This is a genomic window from Paenibacillus sp. BK033, from assembly GCF_004345425.1.
Classification (GTDB): Bacteria; Bacillota; Bacilli; order Paenibacillales; family Paenibacillaceae; genus Pristimantibacillus.
This window is the reverse complement of record NZ_SLVP01000013.1, coordinates 1-24886: the sequence shown is the minus strand read 5'-3', so window position 1 is coordinate 24886 and position 24886 is coordinate 1. Positions and strand designations below refer to the sequence as shown.

Below are 24886 nucleotides of genomic sequence, written 5' to 3'. Positions count from 1 at the left end.
ACCAGCACGCGCTTCATCATAACGGCCGATTCCGCGCGGGTAATCGGCTGATAACGAATACTTTACCGTCGAATTCCCCCTACCGAATGACCAAAATACTTTATCACTAAAATTTCCTGCAACACTAAAGAAATTTGGTTCGTCTATGGGGGAGAAGGTTAAGCTATTAATAAAAAATTAGGCGGTGAACATCATGAAAAAAATCAGCACCCTTGTTCTGCTTGTAACGCTAAGTCTCACCCTGCTTCTGGCAGGCTGTTCGAAGGCTGATAACTCGGCCAATACACCACCCGCAAACAACGCCACCAACCAGACGTCAAACTCTGATAATAATGACACAGGTTCGGCCACTCCAAGCACGAATGCGCCTAGCACGGAACCGGATAACGCTGCTTCGCAGCAGCCAAGCAATGACGGAGGCAGTACTTCCGGGAATCCGACTCCAATCAGCACCAATGAGCAAACCGCTCAGATTGGCGATGTTACGGCTCTGCGTCTTGCCGATTCGAAGACGGGCTGGGTAGCAGGCAACGGCCAAATCGCAAGAACCGATGACGGCGGAGCTCACTGGAAACTGCAATATTCCGGCAGCAAGACGATTAACCAGATTTTTGCCCTTAGCAGCAATAAAGTATGGGCGACAATCGGCGACAGCAATGCCAAAAGCCTGATTCTCATCCAATCGACTAATGGCGGAAAATCCTGGACGAAGGCAGGCACCGTGCCTAATCACGGGTTCCTTCATTTCACGAACGACAAAACGGCCTTCAGCGGCAACGCGATGACCAAGGACGGCGGCAAAACGTGGACGGAGCTGCAGACGCCGGGCAAAGAGATCGGTGAAGCCTACTTCCATGACCTGAACAACGGCTGGGCTGTGCAAGTGGTGAACGGTCGTCTTCTTTTCATGCATACCGGGAACGGCGGCAAGACTTGGAACACCGTGATGACACGCAAGACCGAAGCAGCGCCTAACGGCGTGATTATCCGTTCCACGGCGGCAACCGATGCCTGGATAGAGCTCATCGGAGACTCCGGCATGTCGCAAACCTCGTACTCGCTGTTCCACACAACGGACGGCGGCAAAACCTGGCTCCCGGCGATCGTGAGGAACGGCGCGGGCTCCGGTCCGGCACCGGGCTTTACAATGAACGATGCTTCGGTTCCGAAAGGCATGACCAGCGCAGCCCCTGGCGCCCTGTATGTCGTAAATCCGCAAACCGCGATTATGGGCGGACAATGCTCGGCCTGCGACAAACCAAACACCATTATGAAAACAACGGACGGCGGGAAGCATTGGACGATCAGCAAGTCTGAATTTACGGGCTACGGCACGCAATTTATCGGCGCGTCGGATGCGAACCATATCTGGTTCATCACGACGGACGGAACCAATGCAGCCGTACTGAACACATCCTCCGACGGAGGCAAGACCTGGCACAAGGCCTTTACCTTCAAAAAGCCTCAGCAAAAATAAAAGACGGCACAAGCCCTTCTGCGATATCGCAGAAGGGCTTTGTTTATATTCGCTTCTTGAATTGAATTAGCTCGTATCCTTAACGCCTATCAGCTCTTTCCGATGCGAATAGGCCAGCAGAAGAAAATTAATCAGAGCGAAAAGCACATAGGGCCAGGAAAAATGGTCGAGCACCAGATAGATGGATAAGAGCAGCATCCCCAGCACCACGTGAAAGGCGTCGGTCTCCTGGGAGGTAGGCCTGCCCTTGCTCAGCCGTCGGGATGCCAACAGCAGCACCGCCAATATTATCGCATAGGCAAGAGAAGCAGCGAAGCCGGTAAGCCCGCTCCACACCCCGAAGGTTACGGCAATCGCCTTGCCGCCCTTCCAGTCGGTAAACGGCGAGAACATATGGCCAAGGATAGCTGCCGCAGCGGGAAATATTATAGCGAAGCCGGTAACCGAGTCGCCGTGATGCATTAAGGCCATCGGCAGGTAACCCTTCGCAAAGTCCAGCGCAATGCCGGCGAAGCCGTAGCCGTAGCCCGCTGCCTTCCACAAGTTAATCGCACCCGGATTGCCGTCTCCGTAGGTTTTCAGATTAATCTTCTTTATCCTGCCGATCCAATACGAGAACATCAAGGACCCCGCCAGAAACGCTAGTGCCGTCCATCCGATAATCATGGATTGCCACGCCCCCCCACCTCAATGCTTCTGCCCTTCCAGGCCACCTTCCGCAGAAAAACCACCTGATACAGCGAATAAAGCATAATGTACAAGAAGAAAACTGTGCTTAACAGATTAACAGCGGGAAGCCAGATACCGAAGCGCCCCGTATAACCGACAAAATAATAAATTTGCAAGGTGTAGAGCACATAACCGATGGCTAAAGGCAGCAACGCGGACGTTCCAATGACAAAAGGAGCCGCTTCCGCCGCAATCAGCCCGAGCAGCCAGCCGGCGACGAGCAATGTAGTCCGGATCTGCAGCTTGCTTGTGCTGAGCACGGCCCCTTTGCTGAAGCCTTGAATCTCGCTTTTGATCCCGCCGGGATACATGCGGAAGGATACCATTCCCCGGCCGATATAATTCGTTACTTTCACCCCGGCCTGGATAAACCTGGCTCCCAGATTCAGGTCGTCAAGCACCTCGCCTTTGACGCTCTCATGCCCTTTCGCCCGCTCGTAATCCTCCCTTGCGGCGAGAATACAGGAGCCGTATAAGCCTTTATCCGGGTTTGTCCGCTCCATGGGAGACGTAAAAGCGAACAAGCCCAGCAGGTTCGGGATAAGCGCCAGCCGCTCATAGAATTTTTCCGCCACGTGAAAAGGTACAACCGAGAGGACTCCGCTCTCCTTCTCTCTAACGGCCAGCAAGGAGCGTACCGCGTCGGGCGCAAGACGGACATCCGCATCCAGAAACAGGATCATATCGCCTCCGGCCTGCAGATAACCGTTCCATACCGCCCAGTTCTTGCCTGTCCATCCTGATGGGAGATCCGGGTTCGAGATGACGGTGATGCCGTAGCTTTCCGCGATCTCCCGCGTCCGGTCCCCGGAATGATCATCTACCACGATAATCTCATACGGTTTATAGGACTGAGCCTTCAAGGAACCCAGCAAAAAAGGCAAATTGCTCTCTTCGTTACGGGCCGGAATAATAACCGACAGCTTTCTTTCCTGAAAGGGACCATCGCCGCTCTCAGGCACCGTATTCCTTCGAAATAACACAAACCCCATGCCTGAGGCGCATACGAGTAAGGCTGTGATCAATACCCCCATGTCTCACACCCCCCAATAAGCTTATATAGCAAATATATGGCTTTGACGGTCGTTCTAAGAACGTTTATCTGCCGGGATGGGGGGCTTGATCCATTAATATTTTATAAAAGTGCTGGAGATGGACCGCGCAACGGGATGGGACGACAAAAAACAAGACCCTTCGCAGGGTCTTGTTTTTAGGCGAGCTTAAGATTAACCAGTTCGTCCTTGGTAATCCCGGAGCAGCTGCTCGACAATCTGCTTAGCTGGAGTAATTCCGCCTGCTTTTGCAAGATGCTTGATTGTTCCGCATACTTTCTTATATTGCTTTCGATTTGAGGCGCGGGCAGCTGATATTTTAATCCAGTCGACGAATAAGGAGTAAAACATTCAAGATTTGATGCTTAATAGCCATCTCTCGGAATATCGCGAAGTTTAAATGTTGTTCTAAGTACAGATTCGCTTCCCGCTCTCCGTCAAATCTTTGAATAACATGATAACGAAGCTCAGCAGCATGCTCTGTAAAAAATGATCCACTGTCTTCCTGCCCCATATCCGCAAGCTGCTTTTCCCATATTCCTCTCTCTGACGAGTTGCTAACCAATAGCATCGCGCTGTCCATAAGCGATAATTATTTAATCTCATATTAACAGGAGTAGATCCTCAACTCTATGAGGAATCGCTATTTTCCTCGACAATTTCAGGCGGCCCAATCGTCACCCGCTTCCCGTCGAACGAAAGCACGGCTTTGCCCTCCACCTTCATCTGCTCCAAATAATCCTTCGGGATTTGCAGCCGCCCGACTTGATCGAGGACGACAAACCGTTCGTGGCGGGAGCCAAACCGGGCATCCTGCTCAGGTCGCGCCGACATCTCGGACTCATTCCCTAGTCCGTCCCCCTCCCGCTTGATCCACTCCGTGCTGGTCAAACCGTCGCGGATTGCCACGACGCGGTCGACCCGATCCGCAACCGACAGATCATGGGTAACAATAACGATCGTCACCCCCATCTCCCGGTTTAAGCGGCGAAAAATTTCAAGGATCCGTTCGCCCGTTGCATGATCCACCGAGCCCGTCGGCTCGTCGGCCAGCACCAGCTGCGGCCGGTTCGCCAAGGAAATGGCAAGCGCGACGCGCTGCTGCTCGCCGCCGCTCAGCTGGGTAAGACGGCTGCCCATCCGGTGCTCCAGCCCGACTGCCGCAAGCAGCTGCTTCGCGTAAGCCCGATCGAGCTTGCCATGGATAAGCATGGGCAGCTCGACATTTTGCAGGGCGGTCAGGTAAGGAACCAGATTGCGCCCGTTGTTTTGCCAGATGAACCCGACAGTCTCCCTTTTATAGGTTATCAGCTGCTCCTTGGTCATCTTCAGCAGATTCCACCTGCCGACATGCGCCTGACCCGCCGAAGGGCGGTCAAGCCCGCCCAATATGTTGAGCAGGGTCGATTTGCCGCTGCCGCTGTTGCCGATAATCGCCATCATCTCGCCCTGCTCTACCGTCAGATTCAGCCCGTGGAGGGCAACGACTTCTACCTCGTCCGTTTTATAGATTTTGACCAGGCCTTCGCAATAAATCATTGGCGTCGTTCCGACTGCTGCTTCCATTAACGTTCCTCCCCAAGCTTAACGGCCTGCGTAATGCGCAGGCTTCTTAGCTGCCAGAGCAGGAGACAGGCGCCTGCCGCCAGCATAAAGCCGATTGCCGCATAGAGCTTCAGCATATCCCCCGCTTCGAACACGATCCTAAACGGCGGAACCTGCCTGGCATTCTCCAGGCCTTTATCCTGCAGGAACGGCAGGAACAACCGGCTGGCGAGCTGACCCAGACCGATGCCTGCAGCAACGGACAGTCCCATGGTGAAGAGCTGCTCCAGGAGCAGCATGCTTGTCAGCTGCAGACGGGACAGCCCCATCGCACGCAGGATGCCAAGCTGAACCGCCCGGCGCGACAACGCGAAGAACCAGAAGATGAGATAACCAAGCAAGGACACCAGCAGCGAGATCAGAAAGCCGAGACTTAGGATCCCGAACAAGCCGCCTTGGGCGGGATGATTGCGACGGTCGATCAGCTCAGCCCGCGCGTCCCGTACCGAGCTTACTTCGATTCCTCGGTCAGCAAGCGAATCGAGCACATTCGCCAGCTTCGCGCCGTCCTTCATGTTCAGCCACACCTCGTATGGCGTCTTCTCCACCTGCTGATAAATATAATCCAGATTCCCGATAAAAAAAGGCGCTTCATCCTCGTACAAGCTTGGCCAATACGGGACAACACCCACCACGACGAACTCCACCGGGGTATTGTCGTAGCCGATCTGAATGGTAAGCGGATCGCCTTCCTTCAGGCTATGCTTCTTCGCAAACGCCTCGGATACAAGCACAGCCTGTTCAGCCGTGCCTAACGCGTTCAAATAATAATAAGGATGCACCTTGTACAAATCGTTGCGGAACCAGGCAGTCCCGGCAAAAGCCGCATTGTCGATTCCGACGACCTGCCCGCTTCCCGCCGACTTGCCGCTTACCTCAACCTTGCCGGTTGCCTTCCATACTCTTGCGGCGGCCTCTACGCCCTGCAGGTTCCGGAATGCCCCAAACGACGGCTCCGTATAATAAATTTTGTTCTGGTCATTCTCGTCCTGAACCCCTTCCCAGGCCGTCTCGAGCACGACGTCGGCACCATATTCATACTTCGTGCGGTCCGAGGCATTCAGATCCATGGTCCGGGCGGCCGCAGAGTTGTACACGCCAAGCCCAATCGTCAGAATGAGCAGAATCATCAGCGGGTAAAAGCTTGCCGCCGAACGGGACAGCTGCGTCAGCGTGACGTACAGGGTAACCGGCATGCGGCTTTGCATGATCTTGTTCCAATACCGCAGCAACAGCGGGAACAGCCTTAAACAGAGCAGACCGGCGGCGAAGATCATTAACGCGGGCAGGACGAAAATAACGGTCTGCAGCGCGGTGTCTCCCCCGCTTCCCGCAGGCACGAGGCTGCCGCTTTGCAGCAAGTACCAACCGGCCGCAGACAGAAGGGCCAAGGCCGCGTCCATATACAGCCGCTGCCATAACGGCTTGTCTGCCGATCTGGCCCGCTTCCGGGCATGCTCAACCACGGAAGCTTCGGCATATTTCCGGATTGGAGCGGTAGACGCCACTACCGCCAGCAGCGTCGCCACACCCCCAAAGAGCAGGGACATTCCGGTCAGGCCGACCGGTATCGATTTTCGCCCGACAAAGGACAAGAAGCCGCTCGACGATCCGATAGCCTTCGCCATAAACCAGGCCAGCGCCAGGCCAAGCAGGAGTGCCGTGAATCCCAGCAAAACCGACTCCAACGCATATAAAGCGGTAATCTGACGGGGACTTGCCCCGCGGCTGTGCAGCACGGCAATATCGCTGCGCTGCCTCTCCAGCGCTTGCTGCGCGTTCAGCGTAATGAAATACAGCACCATTGCCAGCACCGGTGCGGCTAGCGCGAACAGCATGGCAAGCAGCAGCATACTTTGCTTCTGGAACTCATGAAGCATGGCCGCGAATGAGAGATTTATCTTCGTGCCTGCCAGCATGCCGTGCAGCGTAATGTCCAGCCTTCCGAGCTCGCCGATAAGAGGGGCCAGGTCGCGAATCCGGATATTTTGCAGATCAAACGCATAGTACCAGCCGCCTTCGCCCGGCATAAGCTTATTGCCGCCAAGCAAGGTGCCGAACATCGTCTTCGGGCTGACCCACAGCGTATCCGCCAGCTTGTCCTTGCCTTCAATCGCCCAGCCGAAGTCCGTCTCGTTCTTCAGCGTATAGGAACCGGTGATGCGAAGGGTCAGCCGCTTTGTTTTTCCGTCTGCGTTTTTGGCATCGTACGTGAACGTATCGCCAATCCTCCAGTCGTACCGTTCCATCGCGTCGCTTAGAACCAGCACCTCGATTGCACCGTCCTGGATGCCGTCTCTTGGCAGCTTCCCTTCCGTCAGCTTCACCGCATCCGGCACGCCGCTTTGCGTGGCGAGCTCCATGCGGACCAAACGTCCGGCTTGCGCGGAGCCGCTGCTCCGAATCGTGGAGGATGGAAGGCTAATTCGGCTGGAGTAGGCTTCGACCGGGAACCCGATACGATCCGGCAAAGCCTCCTTGATCCACTCGTCCAGTCCGTTAAGACCCGACCAATCCGCGTCAGTGCTGCCGTCCGACTGGTATTTCATGTACAAGGAAGCGGCGGGGAGACCTTCCGTCTCCTCCTGCAGCGACTTTGCGACAACACGCTTCAGCGTGCCGTCCGCATACATCGGAATACTCATGGCGAAGGAAGCCGCGACGGTTAAGCCCAGCAGCGTGCTGAGCGTAAACCAGCGGTTTTGCCACATTTTCAGAAATAGAAACTGGAGAATGCGCATTATTTGCCCACAACCTTCTGGCCTTCCTCCAGCCCTTTAATAATCTCAACATCCGTTGAGGTCTGGATGCCGGTCTCGACGTCCACCTCGCCCTTGCTGCCGTCTTTGCCCGCGACAAGCACGTAATGCCGGCTGTTTTGCGTCCGGAGCGCGGCTATGGGAATCGTAAGTACGTTCTCCTTGCGCTGAACAATGACGGAGGCCGACAAAGGCGTTCCGCGGCCAAGGCCGTCAGGCGGCTTATCGAGTTCAATTAGGGCATAGGCATCAAGCGACTCCTCGCCGCCGTTATCGCCTGACTGCCCGTCATCGACCGGAAGCCTTTTGACCTTGCCTTTAAATTCGCCCACGGCGTTAATGTCCACGAGCGTCTCCATGCCGGGAGCAATGCTGTCCATATCGCTCGTGTTGAACTGTACGGCAACGACCAGCAAATCCATATCGGCAATGCGGCCAATCGCCTCGTATGCCCGCGCCAGATCCCCTTTTTCCGCCGTAAAGCTGACGATTGTTCCCGAATAAGGGGCCACCAGCTTCAGGCTGTTCAGCTCCTCCCTCAGCTCGGCAAGCTCTTCCTTCATCAGCTCGTAATCCAGCTGCTGCTTGCGCAGGATTACGCTGTCCGCGGCTTCGGAGTCGCCCCGCATCGCTTCCTTCAAATCCAGCTCGGTCTTCTCGATATCGATCTCCTTGCGCCGGATCTGGCTATTCAAGTCCCCCGGATCCAGCTCTGCCAGCACCTGTCCCTTCTTCACCTTATCCCCGGCCTGAACATGAACGTCCGTAATCCTCCGGTTATCCGTCTCGAAAAACAAGTTCTCCTCCCGCACGGACAACAGCTTGCCCGAGCCGGTCGCTTTCAGCTCAAGCGTCTTCCGCTGAACCGGATATTCCGGCTTCTGCGAAATCTTCGGCACCTTGATTTGCGGCAGCGCCTCCGTCTCTTCCTCCTGCGGCATCAGCGAGCAGCCTGCAAGCAGAGTAAAGCCGACCACCGCAAGCAGCAGGCCTGCCGCGCGTCCTTTCTTATTCCGGCTCTTGCAGCCGGCCGTCCGCCATCTGATAGACAACATCCGCCGCCTCCCATAACGTAGAATCATGTGTCGTCATGCAGATGGCGATTCCCTCCGCTTCGATGATGTCGCGAAATATGGCAATGATTTTTGCCGCCATCTGCGAGTCCAGCTCCGCCGTTGGCTCATCGGCGAGCAGCAGCGCCGGTTTATGGGCAATGGCCTTGGCAATCGCAATCCGCTGCTGCTCGCCGCCCGACAGCTCGGAAGGACGATGATTGGCCCGCTTCGTCAGCCCAACCAGCTCCAGGCATCTGGCCGTCCTTGGCTTCCATTCCGAGCGGCGTGCTCCGGCCATTCTGAGCGACAGCTCGACATTCTCCCAGGCGGAGAAGAGCGGCAGCAGGGCAAAGGATTGAAAAACAAAGCCAATCTGCCTGCGCCGAAGCATCGTCAGCTGCTTATCGCTTTGGTTCCGGAACGACCGCCCCCTGAAGAGAACCTCTCCCTCGGAGGGCTGGTCCAATCCGCCGAGCAGATTAAGAAGCGTTGTTTTTCCCGAGCCGGAACGCCCCCGAAGCATGGTCAGCTTACCGGATTCGATGGCGAGGTCGATCCCCTTCAGCACCTGAAGGGGGCTGCCGCCGCTAATGAAGCTTTTGTAAACGCCGTGCACCTCAAGCAACGGACCCCCAGGCTGTATAAGCTGAACGGCCATTATTCCGCCGCCTCGTCCGCCAGCGCCTTCGTCAGCAGATCCTGCCCTTGCGACTGGATGGCCTTAAGCGCATCGTCAACGGACTGCGTACCTTGAACCGCCTGATTAATTTGACCGGCGGCCATCTCCTCGAAGGAAGCCGCAAAGCCATCCGGCAGCGATTCCTCCTGCAGCAATGCCTGCTCATTGATCTTCTCGTTGTAGAAAGCGTCAATGTTCTTGCCGTCCGCTTCGTTCTTGTAGGCCGTTCTTGCCGACAGAGCCGGCGAGGACTTGGAGCTTGTCTTTGCGAGCTGCTCGCCGTTTGCGTACTTCAGGAATTCCCATGCAGCGGGCAGGTTCTCGGAAGAAGCATTAATCGCAAAAATCGTATCGAGGCTCATGCTGCCGGTAACCCCTTGCTGCGAAGGGTCGGTTGGGATCGTGACGAGATCCCAGTTCACGTCCTGACCCGGTGCTTTAACGGAACCGCCTTCGCCGCTTCCCGCCGCTTTGGTTGCCGTGGCCATCTTTACGCCCTTGATGCCCATCATGTTCATCAGCATGGGACCATCCACCGTCATAGCCGCTTGTCCGGACATAAACCGCATGGTAGCCGGACCAAACGAAAAGGTCGTCTTCCCGCCGCCCATTCCGCGGATCATCAATCCTCCCTGACCGCCTCCTCCTTGCGATGCAACCGTGGAAATGCTGCCCGATTTGTATCCGTCCACCACCGACTGGACAACGGCCTTCCATTCCGGCGTGTCAAAGGATACCGTCTTGGCCTCGCTGTCCGCATACAGAAGTCCTTTGGCCTCGCCAATCTCCCGGATCAGCTCGAACGAGTCCTGCGTCTGCATAGGAAGCGATAACCCGTACAATGCGTCATCCGCTCCTACCTTGTCCATGGATACGTTATCGCTGCCCTTTTTCGCCGGGAACCTTGCCGCCAGCTGCATCACTTCCTCCCAGCTCATGCCGTCCGTCGGATACGGAACGCCGTATTTATCGAACAGGTCTTTGTTGTAGTAAAGCGCCTGGCTCGAGAAGGTTGGGCTAAGCCCGTACAGCTTGCCGCCGCCGCGCGCCTTCAGCAGATCGATAACGGATGGCAGGAACGAATCGAGGTCGAAGCTGTCCTGCTTGACCGCGGCATCCAAATCGTACAGCTTGCCGTCCTTTGCGAGCTCCGCGTATTGATCCTCCGTCAGCAGAACGGCGTCCGGCTGCTGCTCCTCGATAAAGCTCTCCATCGCCGCTACCGGATCATCCGCCGACATCGCCTCCTCCGTCGACACGACCTCCAGCTCCACATTCGGGAACATCGCCTGAAAGGCGTTGCCGTACTGCATGTAGAAGGCTTCCTCGTTGAAATAGCCGACCTTCAGCGTTCCTTTATCCTCTCTGTCCAGGCTGCCGAACGCGGCGCTGCCTTCTTTGCCGCCCCCCGAAGTGCAGGCCGTTAAGGTTAGGGACAAGGCCAACAAACTTGTGGCAAGCCCTCTTCTATTTCGTCTCACTGCCGATCACCCTTCTTTCGTTTAATAGGTTCAACGGTAAGTATGATTCGCGTTTCTTAGAAAACCGTTAGAGAAGCTGAAAGCAAGCTTAAAGGACGATTAAAGGGAGGTAAAAAAGTGGCGGGGATTACCGCAAGGCGGCATTTCGCTGCTGCATGCTCCAAGCGCAGAGGCGGCACCCCTTGCAAGCGCAGGCTCTATTTTGCATGGCTTCTGCCGCAGTTTTCCCGTTGGGAGGCGCTCTCATCTTACACGTTGCATGTATTGCAGGATAATGAGCCGCTTGGGGTCGCTTGGGGAACATATAGTGCAGCAAATGCAGGATAACACGCCGGTGGGAGCTTATTTGTGCTGTTTTCCTTCGATATCCTGTAATCCATGCAGCGTATTTGACGTTACAGAGCTGAACGAGCTATTACGCTGCATTTCGTGCAACGTATGCGCAACTATTAATTCCATCACAAAAACGCCCTTAACCGTCAGCTTGGACAGTAAGGGCGTTCTCTTGTTCGTAAATTATCCCACGGGTAAAGTGACCAGTACACGCGTGCCTACAGCGGTCTTGCTCTCGATGCGGATTTTGCCGCCGTGGCGTTCGACAATCCATTTGGCGATGGCCAGTCCAAGGCCCGTTCCGCCTTCCTGCCTTGTCCGCGCCTTATCCCCGCGATAGAACCGGTCGAAAATATGCGGAAGATGCTCCGGCGGGATGCCGATTCCCGTATCCTCGACCTCGAGGTACACGGTATGCGCCAGCTTGCGGCAGGCTACCCGGATGACTCCGCCCTCCGGCGTATATTTAATGGCATTATCCATTAACGCCATAAGGAGCTGATGCAGCCGTTCCTCATCGGCTTGCAGCTGAATAGGCGACTCTACTTCGCCGCGCAAAATAATATCCTTAACCTCCGCCAGCATCGTCATCTTGCTGATGCCGTCCTGCACGATCCGCTCCATCGAGATAAGCTTCTTATCCAGCTCTAATTGATTCGAATCGGAGCGCGCCAGCGTCAGCAGCCCGCTGACCAGCTTGCCGAGCCGCCTCGTCTCCTGCAGCACCATGGAAATATGCTTGCTGTCCTGCTCAATCGTATGCTCCGGATGACGGAGCAGCAGCTCCGCATGAGCTTGAATGACGGATAACGGCGTGCGCAGCTCATGCGAGGCGTCCGAGACGAACTGCTGCTGCTTCTCCATCGAGTTGCGGATCGGGATAAGCGCACGGTTAGCCAAATAATAACCCGCCGCAACGGCGACCAGCAGCCCGATAAACCCGCCGAGGAGCAGAATCATACGCAGCCGGTTCAGCATGCTCACCTCTGCCGAAATATTCGTCAGCAGCTGCTGCTTCACGCCAACCTGCACCTCCCCGCTAATGCTGCTGTAGAGCACCGGTGATGCCGAATCCTTACTGCCGTTGAACACGCGGTAATACTGGTCGCCAAGTTTGACCGTCTCGGGACGGTCTCCGAAGTTATCCGGGCGGAGGTGATTCAGATCTTTTTCCCCGAACATGGATGCCGCGGGCAGCTGGATCGGCTGATTGTCCTTCGTCCAGTACAGCTGAAACACGGGACGGTTCATCTGGCCTACCTGATAAATAACGGTTGGTTTCATCTGCAGCGACGGCAAGGCTTGCATGGTTATCTTCGAGCTCACGCCCGCCACCGTCAACTGATTGCTTACTCCCGTCAGGGACTTGTCGATCTGCGAGAACAGCATATCCTTCATCACGAAGTACACAAGCGCGTTCAGCGATATAAGTATGATGGATAAAACAGCGGCGTTGCGGATCGTCAGCTGCATTCGGGTGCGCTTGATCATGACGTCTTCTCCTTCAGCATATAACCAACACCGCGGATGGTATGGATATAACGGTCGCAGCCCGAGGGCGTAAGCTTTTTGCGCAAATAATGGACGTATACATCCACCACGCCGGGGCTAGCATCCGAATCGATTCCCCAGACGCGGTCAAGCAGCTGCTCCTTGGTCAGAATCTGCTCCCGGTTCAGCAGCAGAAACTCCATCAGCTCGAATTCCTTGGCCGTCAGCTTCAGAGGTTCTCCGCTCGCATAGCCCTCCATCGCGTGGCATTTTACCGAAAGACTGCCGTAGTTCAGCTCCCCGTCCTTCGCTCCCCGCAGCTGGCGGCGCATAAGCACGCGAAGACGGGCCAAGAGCTCCCGCATCGCAAAAGGCTTAATCATATAATCATCGGCGCCCGCATCCAGCCCCAGTACCCGGTCCTCTACTCCATCCCTTGCGGTGAGCAGCAGAATTGGCGTGGTCAGGCCTTTTCCGCGCAGCTCCCGAAGAACGGCTACCCCGTCCATGCCAGGCAGCATAATATCCAGAATGATCAGATCATGAATGCGTTGATCGGCCAAATACAGACCTTCCAGTCCGTTGTCTGCTTCATCGACCTGATAAGCTTCTTCCTTCAGAACCGTCGCAACGGCGTCGCGAAGCGGTTTTTCGTCTTCCACAATGAGTATCCGCAAGGCTCTCTGCCCCTTCTTCTAACATAATGACTTGCCCCATTGTACAGGATGAACCTTAAAGAAGAGTTAGAAGACTTAACTTTCATGCCTACACCCGCTTCGGCGCTCGAGACCGCCACTCCAGTGATGTTAATGCCCCTCAGGGAACCTTAACCGTCTATCTAGCTACTCCTTTCGCTTGCTTAAGGTCCCTTAGGGACCTTAACTTCCATGACTACGCCCGCTTCGGCGTCTCGGGACCGCCACTTCAGCAACCAATAAGACCCCTGCGAGGGTCTTATCGGTTGCCTTTCTGCCGTCCATGCATGGTTTGCGCTCCATCGGATCCCGTGCCGCATAAGGCCCTGACAGGGTCTTATGCGCGTCCTCCTCCTGTGCCTACAAAAAAGATGCCCCATCGCCAACGAAAGCGATGGAGCATCGTATCTTATCGTTCATCCTTTATTTCGCGTAGTTAAACATCGACTGCACCGTTACCTGTCCCGGCGCCGCAGGGACGAACAACGCTTGGTCCGCCGCTTTTTTCTTGAACTGAACCGTTACGGGGATACCCGGAATCAGATCGAAGAAGTTATCCGTAAAGATGCCTTCCTCCTCCGCTTGCACCCAGACTTGCTTGGCCAGTCGCTTGGCCGTTAATACGAAGGCCGTCCCCTCGCTGCCGGCTGCTTCTTCCACCGCGATCTCGGGATCCGTAAGCGCCAGCTCCTTCGCGTAGACAAAATAATGCTTGGAGCTTGCCAGCTCCCGGCCCGCTTGAATCAAACGGCCGGCCAGTACCACGCAGCCCGGATTAAACTCGCCCAGCTGCTCGGCGGACAAAGAGAGAACCGGCTTAGCCGAACGGGCGCCAATGGCAACCGTCTCGGAACCGGACTTCAGCAGCGTGCCGTCCAGCTCATGCAGGCTCCACTCCAGCACCGCGTCAATGGAATGCCCAAGGTCGGACACCACATGGAGGTTCGTCACGTCTTCCTTCTGATCGAAGGACAAAAGAACATCGGCAAAGCTGTTCTTGATCAGGTATTGAGCGGCTTTCCATCTGCCGTAGTAATCCATGCTCGACCAGGACGCAACCGGCCAGCAGTCATTGATCTGCCAATATAACGAACCCATGCAATAGTCCATGCTCCGGCGATGCGCTTCAATCGCCTGCTTCATCGCTTCGGCCTGCAGCACCTGGCTGATATAGAGGAAGGAAGGGAAATCCTTCGGCTGCTTCATATACCGGTCCGCATAATCCTTGATCAGGAAGTTGCCCCGTCCATTCTTCTGGTGATGCAGCATCACCTCGGAATCCAGCGCCATATCCTTCTCTTCCGCGTAAGCCCGTACGGTCTTATATTCGGGGAAGGACTGGAAGCCGTACTCGCTCATGAAGCGTCCGATATTCTCGTTGTACTGCTCGAACGGCTCCTGCGCATGCCATACCGCCCAATAATGGATATCGCCGTGCGATGAGTTGTTTGTCGCATGCTGCTCGCTATTGCCCGTCAGACGCTGCATCGGCGATGATGGCCAGTATGCAACATCCGGCGCCATCGCCGCCACAACCTCCGGCAGCACCCGATGGAAGACGGCCTCGTAATCCGCCCAGATTCGTTCCCGCTGCTCGGCGGTAAACAGCTGCTTCCAGCCCCAGCCCTTATCCTCCTCAAATTGCGACCAAGCCGCATCAATCTCATTGTTGCCGCACCATAATGCGATGCTTGGATGGTTGCGCAGACGGCGCACATTGTCCTCCGCTTCCGCGCGAACGCTGCTCAGGAACGCTTCATCGCCCGGGTACATGCTGCAGGCGAACATAAAGTCCTGCCAGACCAGGAGACCGTTTTCGTCGCATAGCCGATAGAAAATATCCTGTTCGTAGAAGCCCCCGCCCCATACGCGGAGCATATTAAAGTTCGATTCCACCGCGCTTGCAATCTCGTGGCGGTAGCGTTCCTCGGTCACCTCGGCGAAAAAGCTGTCGTTTGGAATATGGTTAGCGCCCTTCGCGAAGACCGGAATGCCGTTCACCTCGAAGTAGAACGACGATCCATGCTCGTCCGGCTTGCGAATAAGCTTAACGCAGCGAAGTCCGGTCACTGCGGAGGCTTGAGCCAGCTCCTTCTGCCCTTGCGAGAGCGCTGCCGTAAACGTATACAAATGAGGCTCTCCAAGACCGCGGGACCACCACAGCTTCGGCTGCTCAATCGTAAGCGGCCAGGCAACGGTCTGCGCACCGCTCTCAAGAACGACCTTGCGCGTCCATTCCCGTCCGTTATCGGTATGCAGCTTAAGCTCAAACTCGCCGCCGTTCTCCGATTCCACCGCGAGCTGAACCGTTAACTTCGCCTCGGCAGCCGTCACTTCGTCCTGCCCCACGTACAGATCCGTGATTCGCGCGCCGCTCCAGCCCCGCAAATAAACCGGCCGGCCAAGCCCGCTCGTTACAAAGCGCGGACCCCAGTCCCAGCCGTAATGATACGGCGCTTTGCGCGAGAATACGCTTACTTTTTTGCCTTCAAGGCCTCCGGTAACGGAGTCGTCATTCGGTGCCGGCAATCCGGGACCGTAAGACTCCAGCTTAGCCAACCCCTCTTCAACGGGGGAACGGAAGCGAATGTACAAGCGATTGCCCTTTTCCCGGACATGAGGCTTCGCGTCAACCGTCCAAGTGCGGAACATATTGTCCGCCGACAGGATTAAAGCATCGTTCAAGTACACGTCCGCGTACGTATCCAGCATCTCGAACACCAGCTCGAGCTTGGCATGCGCAAGCAGTTCGCCCGGGGCGTCGAATACGGCTTCGTATTCCCATGTCTTTTTATCAATCCACTGCAAGTCCCTCTCGTTGGTCTGGGCAAAAGGCTCGGAAATAAGGCCGTTCTTCAGCAGGTCCGTGTGCACGCAGCCCGGTACGAAAGCCGGCTTCCACTCCTGCTCTTCGCTATTCTTAAACGTCCAGTTCGAAATCCGCCACTTCAACTCGCTCATGAGAATCCTCCTAAATATAAGGCCATTGCCAATGGTATTTGCGTAAATGGATGCATTCGACTGTAGTATAACGGAGGTGCGAAACAAATGTATACCTCACTAATTTATACTTTTTTCAGGTTTATTTTATAGAAAATTTGAACGGGCAGGCTACAATGATAGAGAAATGAGGTGCATGGAGTTATGTCCATCCGAAAAAAACTGATACTCTCCTATGCGGCCATGATCGCCGTTCCGATCCTTTTGTTCGGGCTGACCATCGCGCTGCTGGGGAATCTGCTTATAAAAGACGCCCTTCCCGGTGCCGGGGGAGGCGGTAAATCCGGGCATTCGTTCCCGCTCAGCTCTATACGCGATCTGTTCGCGGAACGGAGTGAGCTGGCCTCCGGCCTGAAGTTCATCGCCGAGCATGACCCCAAGCTGCTGGCCGATCCGGCATTTCTGACCGACACGGGAGCAAGGCTCCGGGAGGTGGAGTCCGGGATGATCGTCATCCGAGATGACGAAGCAACGTATGTCTCGCCCGGGCTGTCCGCCGATCAAATTCCAACCGACTTGGCCAATGGTCGCATGAAAGCGGAGAATCCCGGTCCGCCAAGCGGCACCCAATGGAATACGATTGCCTTCTCAAGCCCCGACGGCAGCAGAGGCAAGCTGGTCATCGTCTCCGACATGAAGCCGGTAGCGGACTTCTTCAAGCGGCTGGTTCCGCTGGTGCTGCTCACCCTGCTCGGGGCGCTTATCGTCACCAACGGTCTGCTTACTTATCTCGTCTCGCGAAGCATCGTCAAGCCTCTTTACGCCTTGAAGGAAGCAGCCGGCCATATCCGGGAAGGCGATCTGGAGCATCCCATTCGGCTGCGAAGGCAGGATGAGATCGGACAGCTTGGGGCTGCTTTCGAAGAAATGCGCGTTCGCCTGCAGGCCTCCCTGGGAGCCCAGCTTGAGCTGGAGCATGGCCGCAAGGAGCTGCTGGCGAACATCTCCCATGATCTGAAGACGCCAATCACCGCGATTCAAGGCTGCACGGATTGCCTCAGCGACGGCATTGCCGATACGGAAGAAAAGCGGCAGAAGTACGTGCAGATGATTGCCGGCAAAACAACCGAGATGAACCGGATGATCGAGGAGCTGCAGCTGTATTCGACGCTGGATACGGGCAAGCTGCCTTTTCAGTGGGAGACGGTTGATTTAACGGCCTATATGATTCAGTACGTTAACGAGTTGCAGCTTGATCCCCGCTTCAGCGGGACGGAGGTTACCTTTACGCCAAGCGCCGGCATGGAGCAGGTCCTTATACAAGCAGACCGGCAAAAGCTTCACCGCGCGCTTATGAATCTGGCCGACAACAGCCTTCAATATATGAAGGGCGAGACGAAAAAGCTGCAATTCTCGCTTGATCAGGAGCCCGGCGGCATCTATCTCCTGCAAATACGGGATAACGGCGAAGGTATTCCCGCCGATGCTCTGCCCCGCGTATTTGACCGGTTCTTCCGGGCGCAGTCCTCGCGAAGCCCCGGCAAAGGCAACAGCGGACTTGGGCTCGCCATTGTGAAGCAAATTATAGAAGCGCATGGCGGAACCGCATCGGCTGCCAGCAAGACAGGTGAAGGAACAACGATACAGCTTCGGTTCCCTGCATGGAAACGGGACGGAACGAAGCCGGGGAATGGAGGCGCAAGATGAAGCGGATTTTGATAATTGAGGACGATCCGGTTATTGCCGAGGTGCAGAAGGATTATTTGGTTGCCCACGGCTTTGAGGTCGATATGGCCGAGCGCGGCGATTCGGGCCTGGAACTTTCGCTTCAGGGCGAATATGACCTCATCCTGCTGGACCTGATGCTACCGTCCATGGACGGTTACGAGGTATGCCGCCGGATTCGCGAAGCAAGCAATGTTCCGATTCTTATCGTGTCGGCGAAGAAGGAAGAGATCGATAAAATCCGCGGCTTTGGACTTGGAGCGGATGATTACATTCTCAAGCCGTTTGGCCTTGGCGAGCTGGTAGCCCGGGTAAAAGCCCATCTGTCGCGCTATGAGCGGCTGGTCGGACAAGGTCAAAACAAGCAGCGCAGGGATGAGCTGCGGCTGAACGGGATCCGGATCGAGAAGCCGTCCCGCCGGGTGTTCGTGAACGAGCGCGAAGTGCCTTTTACGGCCAAGGAATACGATCTGCTCCTCTATCTCGTCACCCATCCGAACCGTGTCTTCCGAAAAGAGGATCTGTTCGAACAGATTTGGGGAATGGACGCAATCGGAAGCGACCATGCAACGGTCACCGTTCACATCAGCAAGCTGCGTGAGAAGATCGAGCGCGACCCGTCGAAGCCTCAATATGTCGAGACGATCTGGGGAGTCGGGTACCGGTTCAATATTTAAGAGGGAGGAATGGAGCGCTTGAAAAAAATTACGTTGCAGCAGCGGCGAATCTTACTCCTGCTTCATATTCTTTTTGCGGCAATTATGCTTGGCGTGCAGGTTGTGTTTATTATCCTGGCCTTAACCGCATCCGTTACGGATGATCCCGACACGCTAAGGTCTTGCTACCGCATTATGCATCTGTTGGCCGATTCCAGCGTACGCGCCTCCACGATTGGCACCACGGTAACCGGCATTGCGCTGTCGGTGCTAACCTCCTGGGGATTGTTCCGTTATTATTGGGTGATCGCCAAAGAGGCCCTTACCCTGCTTGCGATCGGTATCGGGTTCATCGGCTTATACGAATGGACCTTGCGGGGGCTCGACGACGATGGAAGCCTGACCGTCCATCATACTTGGCTTATGATCGGCATCGCCTTGCAGACGGTATCCCTTATCGTTATGTATGTGCTGTCCGTGTGGAAGCCGGGCGGCAAACGAAAAGCCCCGGCCTTATAAGATCCGGGGTTTCGATTTTTCCTCCGTCAGCGGCCGATATTCTTGTAATAAATCATCGTCGCGTCCAGGCTTCCGTCAGCCGATCTCGCGAAACCCGGAATACGGCCCGCCAGCTGATAACCCAAAGACGCGTACAGCAGATTCGACGGATCTCCTTCCCTGGTATCCAGTACAAGCAGCGACCGATTCTCCTCAAGCGCCGCCTCCTCGGCCGCAAGCATCAGCTTCCGGGCAATCCCCCTGCGGCGGCACTGCGGATGAGTCATTAGCTTCGCAATCTCCGCGCGATGCGAGCCGTTCAATTTGCCGCAAAGCTGAAGCTGCACGGCAGCAGCGATTCGCCCGTCAAGCCTGGCCACAAACAACAGGACCTCCGGATCCGGTACGCTCCTCCAGTATCGTATCGCTTCCTCTTGGCTGAGCGGCGGCAGGAACCCGACGGATGCACCGTCCTCCACGACTTGAACCAGCACGCTTGCCAGTTCCTCTATCGAGGTCTCTAGCGAAGTTAAACGTTCGATAACGATATTATTGCTCATGCTGCTTTCCCTCCATCCTTCTTCAAAGCTTGCCTATACCCCATCATAATGGCATGATTATCATTTGTATAACGAATAATATAGGTTATTATGATTCATATTTTCGATCATGAAAGGACGTAGCTCATTCGCATGGATTTCTCGCAGCTTGAAGCGTTTATCGCAATCGCTCATCTCCTTAACTTTACGAAGGCGGCCGAGCATCTTCATATCTCGCAATCGGCCATAACCGCAAGAATCAAGGCGCTTGAGGCCGCTGTCGGCAAAGAGCTGTTTCAGCGGGATAACCGGAACGTAAGCCTAACTCAGGGGGGCATCGCCTTTTACCCTTATGCCGAAAGAATGCTGCGGTTATTCGAGGAAAGCAAGCTGACGCTGTCGGATACGTTCGAGCATTCGGTTGTAATGAGTGGTCCCGGCTCGGTCTGGCATTACCGATATTTGTCCCGGATTCTCGCCTTCAAAAACGATAATCCGCAGGTCGCCGTGAAATTCTACAGTCATATTGACCCCAGCTATATGGTCCGGGACCTGCTCCTGGATGGTATGGTGCATCTCTCCATCCGATTTGATCCGCCCGAGCATCCGAAGGTGACAAGGCAGCTGCTGTTCGAGGATGAGCTCCTTCTCGTGTCCAAGCAGCCTAAACTCGGCGTTATACAGCAAGAGGATTTCCGCTCGGCGGGTTATTGCCACCTTGCTTGGGGCACCCCTTTTCCGGAGTGGTTCGCGGAATTCGCGGGTACGGGTTATGTTCCCTCTCTGGAGATCGATCATTCCTCCATCATGCTGACGATTCTGCTGCAAGGGGATTTCTTTGGCTTCCTGCCCCGGTCCATCGCGCAGCCTTATCTCGATTCGCAGGCTTTGTTCGAGCTGCCTTGCGCCGTCAAGTCTCCGTCCATCCGGGCATACGCCACCTACTTGACCGACCAGCAGCAGCATGGCAGCGTCAAGCTTGCCCTGCGGATGCTTGGACTTTCGTAATTTGCTGTCATATGCTTCCGCTTCCTCTCATACAATTTGCTGACTGCTTATCCCGGCAAAAAGGAGGATCGCGGATGAGACACGGAGAGCCAATAACAGCTGGTTATGCGGTGATCGTAAGAGAAGACATTCCGACAGGGCTTTCTTATGAAGCGCTTGTCGCCGCATTTGAACGGCAAATGGGAAGATGGGAGCCTGAGCTCGGGGATCAGCTCGCTCTGCAGCAAGCTTCTTGGGAACATGTAGAGGCTGCTGTGAAGCAGCTGGAAGGCCCGCATGGACTGATGATCTTGTCGGAAGTGAATCAGGGCGCGCTCCTGTCGCTTCATAACGGCATCAAGCAAAGCCGCCTCTATCTGGTTGGCAATCCGCTCATCGCGGAGCCCATTATTGCTATCGACAGAAGGGCCAGCCTTTACGTTCCTTTCCGCGTCACTTTATACGATAACGGCGGCCCGCGCGGGGCGATCATATCGTTTGACCGGCCGTCCTCGTTTCTCGGCGCGCTCCACCAGCCGGCACTTGCGCCATACGGCAAGCTGCTTGATGCGAAGATTTACAGCGTTGTGCGTTCCATTATGATGTAGCGACAAGCGTAAACGGCCGCGCAAACTTATACTTTCTTATATTTAAAAAAGGGAAGGAGGGTACTGCATGAGGCAGTACCCTCCTTCTCTTTCATTCGGCACGGCGTTTAGAAACGGCCGATTGCCACGAACAAAGCCACGGCCAGCATCAGGATATTCATGCCGATGCTGCTGTATTCCGCGCGTCTGGCATGGAATACGGCGGCAAGCAGCATAATGACCGCGATGCCGATTGCCGCGATTGGCGTCAGCACCGGCGCGATACCGGTTGCCCACGGGAGAATCAACCCCAAACCGCCAAGCAGCTCGGACAGGCCGATAAAAGCAACATAGCCTGTAGAAGCGTCCTTTGCCCACGGCATCGTGCTTTTTACTTTATGGGGCTGAAAGGTTTTCATGAAACCTGCCGGAATAAACATTAATGCTAACAATGCTTGCGCGATCCACAATGCAATATTCATAAGATACGCCCTCCTTGATTACGTGTTGTTTATAGCGATATAATAAACCCAAGGGTCACAAGGCGGAAGTAGGCACATCAAATAAACCTAGTATCCAAAAAGAAACCTTAAGCCCCGCATGGGATTGGAGGAATTATGACAGACGAAAACTGCAGCCGGGTGGAAACCGCATTAGAAATTCTAGTCGGCAAATGGAAGCCTGTTATTCTATATCAGCTTTTCACTAACGGTACGATGCGGTTCAGCGAGCTCCAACGGGCGCTGCCGGACATTACGAAGAAAATGCTGACCTCTCAGCTCAGAGAATTGGAATACCACGACATTGTGCACCGGAAAATCTATATGCAGATCCCTCCGAAGGTCGAATACTCCATTACGGAATACGGGATGAAAATGACGCCTCTCCTGGAAGAGATCAATAAGTGGGGCACCATGCATATTCAGCATTTAAGCGAGCTGTACGGCGAAGGCCGCAAGCTGGAGGAAGCCGAAACGAAATAAAAACGGACTAGCGCTCGCATCACGCTAGTCCGTTTCCGTTTGTATCGGGCCCGTTATGGCCTCTTCTTTTGTCTATCCAATGCCTTACGCAACATTTGCTTGTTGAGTGCGAACAGCTTCTCTTGCCCGGGGACGATGATGAAGAATGTAGTAACCTCCGGCGCAAATAACAGCTATAATACCCGCCACGAGGTACATCATCCGGTAATCCGTCAAGGAAGCGATCATCCCCATGAAATACGAGCCGAGCCCGTAGCCAAGGTCAAACATGAGGAAAAACGTGCCGTTGGCGCTGCCCCGCCGGTGCTCCGGCGACAGCTTGATCGCAAGCGTCTGGAAACACGGCAGCAAGGCGCCGTAGCCGATTCCCATAATGACGCCGGCGAACAATACCATTGCCGCGGAATGCGCTTGGCTCAGCAGAAACATGCCCACCGCAAACAGGCCAATGCCCGGATAATACAGATAATGCTCCTTGTAACGGTCGAACACTTTGCCGATAACCGGCCGGAAAACGACGATCATCACGGCAAACACCATAAAGAAGGTGCCCGTTACCTGCGACTGGTGAATCTCATCCGTAAACGAGGCCATAAAGCTGGATAAAGAGCTATAGGCAAATGAAAGAATAAAGCCGACAAGCGAGATCGGCAGTGCCGCAGGCTCGAGGAAATGGTTTAGGCGCCAGCCTTTTTTCTCCGGCTGTTCTTGGGCAATCGGCTCAGCGGCTGCGGCAGGAATGGCCGATGTCCTCAGCCCTTTTTCGCCCGGCATCTTCAAGACAAAAGCAAAGCCAAGCGACAATGCCGCGATGATGCATATCGCAAGCAGCAGCACGTTAATATTCTGGTCCTTCCACAGGAACAGCCCCAGCGCCGGTCCCACGACCATAGCGATACTCATAAACATCGTATAATAGCCCATTCCTTCACCCTGCCGAGATACGGGAACGATCGTTGCCGCAACCGTGCTCATCGCCGTTGAGGCAACCGCGTAGCTCATGCCGTGAATGAAGCGGACAATAAGGAACAGAATAATGCCTTTCGTTCCGAAATAACTAAGGCAGGCGAGCAGGAAAATAACCATTCCGATAATCGCCATTTTCCGTTTGCCGAAGCGGTCGACCCACTGGCCGGAGAATGGCCGGATCAACACGCCGCCAATCACATAAATCGTAATGACAAGACCCATCTGCTGCTGGCCGCCGTGCAGACTATCCCGGACATACAGCGGAAAAGCCGTCGTCAGGACGTAGAAGGTCAGGAACATAAAAAAACTGCTCACGCAAATAGTGACGAAGTTTCTCGTCCAGATTTTATCTCTTAGCAAGGTCAACGCTCTCCAATCCCTGTTTGAAACTTTCTGTATATGCTGAATCATTATAAAATCTCAAATTTATAAAGTATAATACTTATTTTATAATGAAATCATCACATGAAAGTTATATAAGGAGAGTGACCCGCTTGGAGTTTCTCCAGTTAAAATATTTTCAAGCCGTCGCCCGGCATGAGCATATTACGAAAGCCGCCAAGGAACTCAACGTCTCGCAGCCGTCGCTCAGCAACTCCATCAACCGGTTGGAGAAGCGGCTCGGCGTGCCGCTCTTTGAACGGCAGGGCAGGCATGTGAAGCTGAATGCCTTCGGCAAAACCTATCTCAATCGCGTCGAACGGGCTTTTCTTGAGCTTGAAGAAGGCGAACGCGAAATTACGGATATGGCCGGGCTCGAGTACGGCACCGTTTCGATTTCCGTTACACTGCCCTATGTGCTGCCCCTGATGCTGAAGGAGTTTCTGACGATGCATCCGCATATTCGAATTATCCAACAGCAGTTAGGCTCCGTCTCGGAGATGAGAAGCGAGCTGGAGAATGCCGACATCGATTTTTGCATCTCCACGACTCACATTAACGGGCCGGACATCGTGTGGTTGACTCTTGCGGAGGAAGAGCTTTGCTTGACCGTGCCGAAGGGACATCGCTTTGCCGCGCGGGAGAGCATCTCCTTGATTGAAGCGGCGGACGAGCCGTTTATCGCGCTTTCCTCCCGCTCCAACTTCCGTGAAATAACGGACGGCTTCTGCCGACAGGCCGGCTTCGAGCCACGGGTCGCCTTTGAACTGGAGGAGGCCAGCTCCATTCAGACGCTTGTCGAGATGGGCCTTGGCATTACCTTCACGCTTCCGCTGTCGCTGGGCAATCGGGCATCCAGCCCGGGAACCGTGCAGCTCAAGATCACGGATCCGGTCTGCCGCCGCACCTTCGGCATCGCCTGGAACCGCAAGCATTACCTGTCGCAGGCGGCTGTTCATTTCCGCGACTTTGTGATCGGCTTCTTCGGGAAAATGTAGCTGGCTTAAGACATCCCCACTTGCACCAATTTCGCATGAAATAAGACCCTGCGGGATCTCTATCCAGCTATCTGTTGGCTTTTTGAGTTGGATAAGACCCTGGCAGGGTCTTATCGTTTAAAGTGGTATGGTTAGGGTCCCTTAGGGACCTTATCCTCCTACCTAGCCAGCTATTTCGCTAGGTTAGGGTCCCTTAGGGACCTTAACGACCCTGTAGCGGCCGAATATCGGCAGGTTTTGCTGTTTCGGCGGACTTTAAGGTCCCTA

21 protein-coding genes are annotated in these 24886 nt (G+C 55.0%); 8 read left to right on the top strand and 13 right to left on the bottom strand.

Features of this window, described 5'->3' with window-relative positions; translation table 11 throughout:
• The first annotated feature begins 193 nt into the window (after positions 1-193).
• Complete coding sequence (locus EV294_RS27310; RefSeq protein ID WP_132312752.1) at positions 194-1477, top strand: WD40/YVTN/BNR-like repeat-containing protein; 1284 nt, start codon at positions 194-196, stop codon at positions 1475-1477.
• Positions 1478-1543: 66 nt separating this feature from the next.
• Here the strand turns inward: EV294_RS27310 and EV294_RS27305 are convergent, their stop codons facing one another.
• From EV294_RS27305 to EV294_RS27260, 10 genes are all read right to left on the bottom strand, one after another.
• Positions 1544-2143, bottom strand: coding sequence for a glycerol-3-phosphate acyltransferase (locus EV294_RS27305; RefSeq protein ID WP_132312750.1), 600 nt, complete (start codon positions 2141-2143; stop codon positions 1544-1546).
• A complete protein-coding gene (locus tag EV294_RS27300; protein ID WP_132312748.1) occupies positions 2140-3240 on the bottom strand; it encodes a glycosyltransferase in 1101 nt (366 codons plus the stop codon). The genes EV294_RS27305 and EV294_RS27300 overlap by 4 nt, the downstream gene beginning before the upstream one ends.
• 648 nt (positions 3241-3888) lie before the next feature.
• Positions 3889-4797 (bottom strand): ABC transporter ATP-binding protein, encoded by a 909-nt coding sequence (locus tag EV294_RS27295; protein ID WP_132312867.1) that lies wholly within the window; start codon positions 4795-4797, stop codon positions 3889-3891.
• A gap of 26 nt (positions 4798-4823) precedes the next feature.
• Positions 4824-7604, bottom strand: coding sequence for an ABC transporter permease (locus EV294_RS27290; protein WP_132312746.1), 2781 nt, complete (start codon positions 7602-7604; stop codon positions 4824-4826).
• Entirely contained in the window at positions 7604-8677 is a 1074-nt protein-coding gene (locus EV294_RS27285; RefSeq protein WP_132312744.1) for an efflux RND transporter periplasmic adaptor subunit, read from the bottom strand. Before EV294_RS27285 ends, EV294_RS27290 begins: the two co-directional genes overlap by 1 nt.
• The gene (locus EV294_RS27280) at positions 8631-9335 is read right to left on the bottom strand and encodes an ABC transporter ATP-binding protein (protein WP_132312742.1); all 705 of its coding nucleotides are present in this window, start codon (positions 9333-9335) and stop codon (positions 8631-8633) included. The genes EV294_RS27285 and EV294_RS27280 overlap by 47 nt, the downstream gene beginning before the upstream one ends.
• A complete protein-coding gene (locus EV294_RS27275; RefSeq protein ID WP_132312740.1) occupies positions 9335-10837 on the bottom strand; it encodes an extracellular solute-binding protein in 1503 nt (500 codons plus the stop codon). Before EV294_RS27275 ends, EV294_RS27280 begins: the two co-directional genes overlap by 1 nt.
• 516 nt (positions 10838-11353) lie before the next feature.
• Positions 11354-12661, bottom strand: a complete 1308-nt coding sequence (locus tag EV294_RS27270) for a sensor histidine kinase (protein ID WP_132312738.1) — start codon at positions 12659-12661, stop codon at positions 11354-11356.
• The gene (locus tag EV294_RS27265; protein WP_132312736.1) at positions 12658-13338 is read right to left on the bottom strand and encodes a response regulator transcription factor; all 681 of its coding nucleotides are present in this window, start codon (positions 13336-13338) and stop codon (positions 12658-12660) included. The genes EV294_RS27270 and EV294_RS27265 overlap by 4 nt, the downstream gene beginning before the upstream one ends.
• A gap of 441 nt (positions 13339-13779) precedes the next feature.
• Positions 13780-16317 carry a beta-mannosidase gene (locus EV294_RS27260; RefSeq protein ID WP_132312734.1) on the bottom strand — a complete coding sequence of 846 codons (2538 nt, stop codon included), beginning with the start codon at positions 16315-16317 and terminating at the stop codon, positions 13780-13782.
• A 183-nt stretch (positions 16318-16500) separates the two neighbouring features.
• Here EV294_RS27260 and EV294_RS27255 point away from each other — a divergent pair, with 183 nt between their 5' ends.
• From EV294_RS27255 to EV294_RS27245, 3 genes are read left to right on the top strand one after another with little or no spacing between them, the layout of a single operon-like run.
• Complete coding sequence (locus EV294_RS27255) at positions 16501-18003, top strand: sensor histidine kinase (RefSeq protein ID WP_132312732.1); 1503 nt, start codon at positions 16501-16503, stop codon at positions 18001-18003.
• Positions 18000-18698 carry a response regulator transcription factor gene (locus EV294_RS27250; protein ID WP_132312730.1) on the top strand — a complete coding sequence of 233 codons (699 nt, stop codon included), beginning with the start codon at positions 18000-18002 and terminating at the stop codon, positions 18696-18698. The genes EV294_RS27255 and EV294_RS27250 overlap by 4 nt, the downstream gene beginning before the upstream one ends.
• An 18-nt stretch (positions 18699-18716) precedes the next feature.
• Positions 18717-19196: a hypothetical protein gene (locus EV294_RS27245; protein WP_132312728.1), complete on the top strand. Its 480-nt coding sequence runs from the start codon at positions 18717-18719 to the stop codon at positions 19194-19196.
• 26 nt (positions 19197-19222) lie between these two features.
• Here EV294_RS27245 and EV294_RS27240 read toward each other — a convergent pair whose 3' ends face one another.
• Complete coding sequence (locus EV294_RS27240) at positions 19223-19735, bottom strand: GNAT family N-acetyltransferase (RefSeq protein WP_132312726.1); 513 nt, start codon at positions 19733-19735, stop codon at positions 19223-19225.
• Between the two features lie 132 nt (positions 19736-19867).
• Here EV294_RS27240 and EV294_RS27235 point away from each other — a divergent pair, with 132 nt between their 5' ends.
• Positions 19868-20722, top strand: coding sequence for a LysR family transcriptional regulator (locus tag EV294_RS27235; protein WP_132312724.1), 855 nt, complete (start codon positions 19868-19870; stop codon positions 20720-20722).
• 74 nt (positions 20723-20796) lie between these two features.
• A complete protein-coding gene (locus EV294_RS27230) occupies positions 20797-21309 on the top strand; it encodes a DUF302 domain-containing protein (RefSeq protein WP_132312722.1) in 513 nt (170 codons plus the stop codon).
• Between the two features lie 107 nt (positions 21310-21416).
• Here EV294_RS27230 and EV294_RS27225 read toward each other — a convergent pair whose 3' ends face one another.
• Positions 21417-21770: a DoxX family protein gene (locus EV294_RS27225; protein WP_132312720.1), complete on the bottom strand. Its 354-nt coding sequence runs from the start codon at positions 21768-21770 to the stop codon at positions 21417-21419.
• 135 nt (positions 21771-21905) lie between these two features.
• On the opposite strand from EV294_RS27225, the gene EV294_RS27220 reads away from it, so the two are divergent.
• Entirely contained in the window at positions 21906-22271 is a 366-nt protein-coding gene (locus tag EV294_RS27220; protein WP_132312718.1) for a winged helix-turn-helix transcriptional regulator, read from the top strand.
• A gap of 84 nt (positions 22272-22355) precedes the next feature.
• On the opposite strand, the gene EV294_RS27215 is transcribed toward EV294_RS27220, so the two are convergent.
• Positions 22356-23600: an MFS transporter gene (locus tag EV294_RS27215; protein ID WP_165930828.1), complete on the bottom strand. Its 1245-nt coding sequence runs from the start codon at positions 23598-23600 to the stop codon at positions 22356-22358.
• A gap of 134 nt (positions 23601-23734) precedes the next feature.
• On the opposite strand from EV294_RS27215, the gene EV294_RS27210 reads away from it, so the two are divergent.
• Complete coding sequence (locus EV294_RS27210) at positions 23735-24619, top strand: LysR family transcriptional regulator (protein ID WP_132312714.1); 885 nt, start codon at positions 23735-23737, stop codon at positions 24617-24619.
• Positions 24620-24886 lie beyond the last annotated feature (267 nt).

What these genes read in the sequence shown, in the direction of transcription:
- EV294_RS27240 (WP_132312726.1), bottom strand. Translation starts at nt 19,735, where the DNA reads ATGAGCAATAATATCGTTATCGAACGTTTAACTTCGCTAGAGACCTCG.
- EV294_RS27250 (WP_132312730.1), top strand. Translation starts at nt 18,000, where the DNA reads ATGAAGCGGATTTTGATAATTGAGGACGATCCGGTTATTGCCGAGGTG.
- EV294_RS27310 (WP_132312752.1), top strand. Translation starts at nt 194, where the DNA reads ATGAAAAAAATCAGCACCCTTGTTCTGCTTGTAACGCTAAGTCTCACC.
- EV294_RS27285 (WP_132312744.1), bottom strand. Translation starts at nt 8,677, where the DNA reads ATGTTGTCTATCAGATGGCGGACGGCCGGCTGCAAGAGCCGGAATAAG.
- EV294_RS27260 (WP_132312734.1), bottom strand. Translation starts at nt 16,317, where the DNA reads ATGAGCGAGTTGAAGTGGCGGATTTCGAACTGGACGTTTAAGAATAGC.
- EV294_RS27270 (WP_132312738.1), bottom strand. Translation starts at nt 12,661, where the DNA reads ATGATCAAGCGCACCCGAATGCAGCTGACGATCCGCAACGCCGCTGTT.
- EV294_RS27230 (WP_132312722.1), top strand. Translation starts at nt 20,797, where the DNA reads ATGAGACACGGAGAGCCAATAACAGCTGGTTATGCGGTGATCGTAAGA.
- EV294_RS27225 (WP_132312720.1), bottom strand. Translation starts at nt 21,770, where the DNA reads ATGAATATTGCATTGTGGATCGCGCAAGCATTGTTAGCATTAATGTTT.
- EV294_RS27305 (WP_132312750.1), bottom strand. Translation starts at nt 2,143, where the DNA reads ATGATTATCGGATGGACGGCACTAGCGTTTCTGGCGGGGTCCTTGATG.
- EV294_RS27220 (WP_132312718.1), top strand. Translation starts at nt 21,906, where the DNA reads ATGACAGACGAAAACTGCAGCCGGGTGGAAACCGCATTAGAAATTCTA.
- EV294_RS27300 (WP_132312748.1), bottom strand. Translation starts at nt 3,240, where the DNA reads ATGGGGGTATTGATCACAGCCTTACTCGTATGCGCCTCAGGCATGGGG.
- EV294_RS27255 (WP_132312732.1), top strand. Translation starts at nt 16,501, where the DNA reads ATGTCCATCCGAAAAAAACTGATACTCTCCTATGCGGCCATGATCGCC.
- EV294_RS27295 (WP_132312867.1), bottom strand. Translation starts at nt 4,797, where the DNA reads ATGATTTATTGCGAAGGCCTGGTCAAAATCTATAAAACGGACGAGGTA.
- EV294_RS27235 (WP_132312724.1), top strand. Translation starts at nt 19,868, where the DNA reads ATGGATTTCTCGCAGCTTGAAGCGTTTATCGCAATCGCTCATCTCCTT.
- EV294_RS27280 (WP_132312742.1), bottom strand. Translation starts at nt 9,335, where the DNA reads ATGGCCGTTCAGCTTATACAGCCTGGGGGTCCGTTGCTTGAGGTGCAC.
- EV294_RS27290 (WP_132312746.1), bottom strand. Translation starts at nt 7,604, where the DNA reads ATGCGCATTCTCCAGTTTCTATTTCTGAAAATGTGGCAAAACCGCTGG.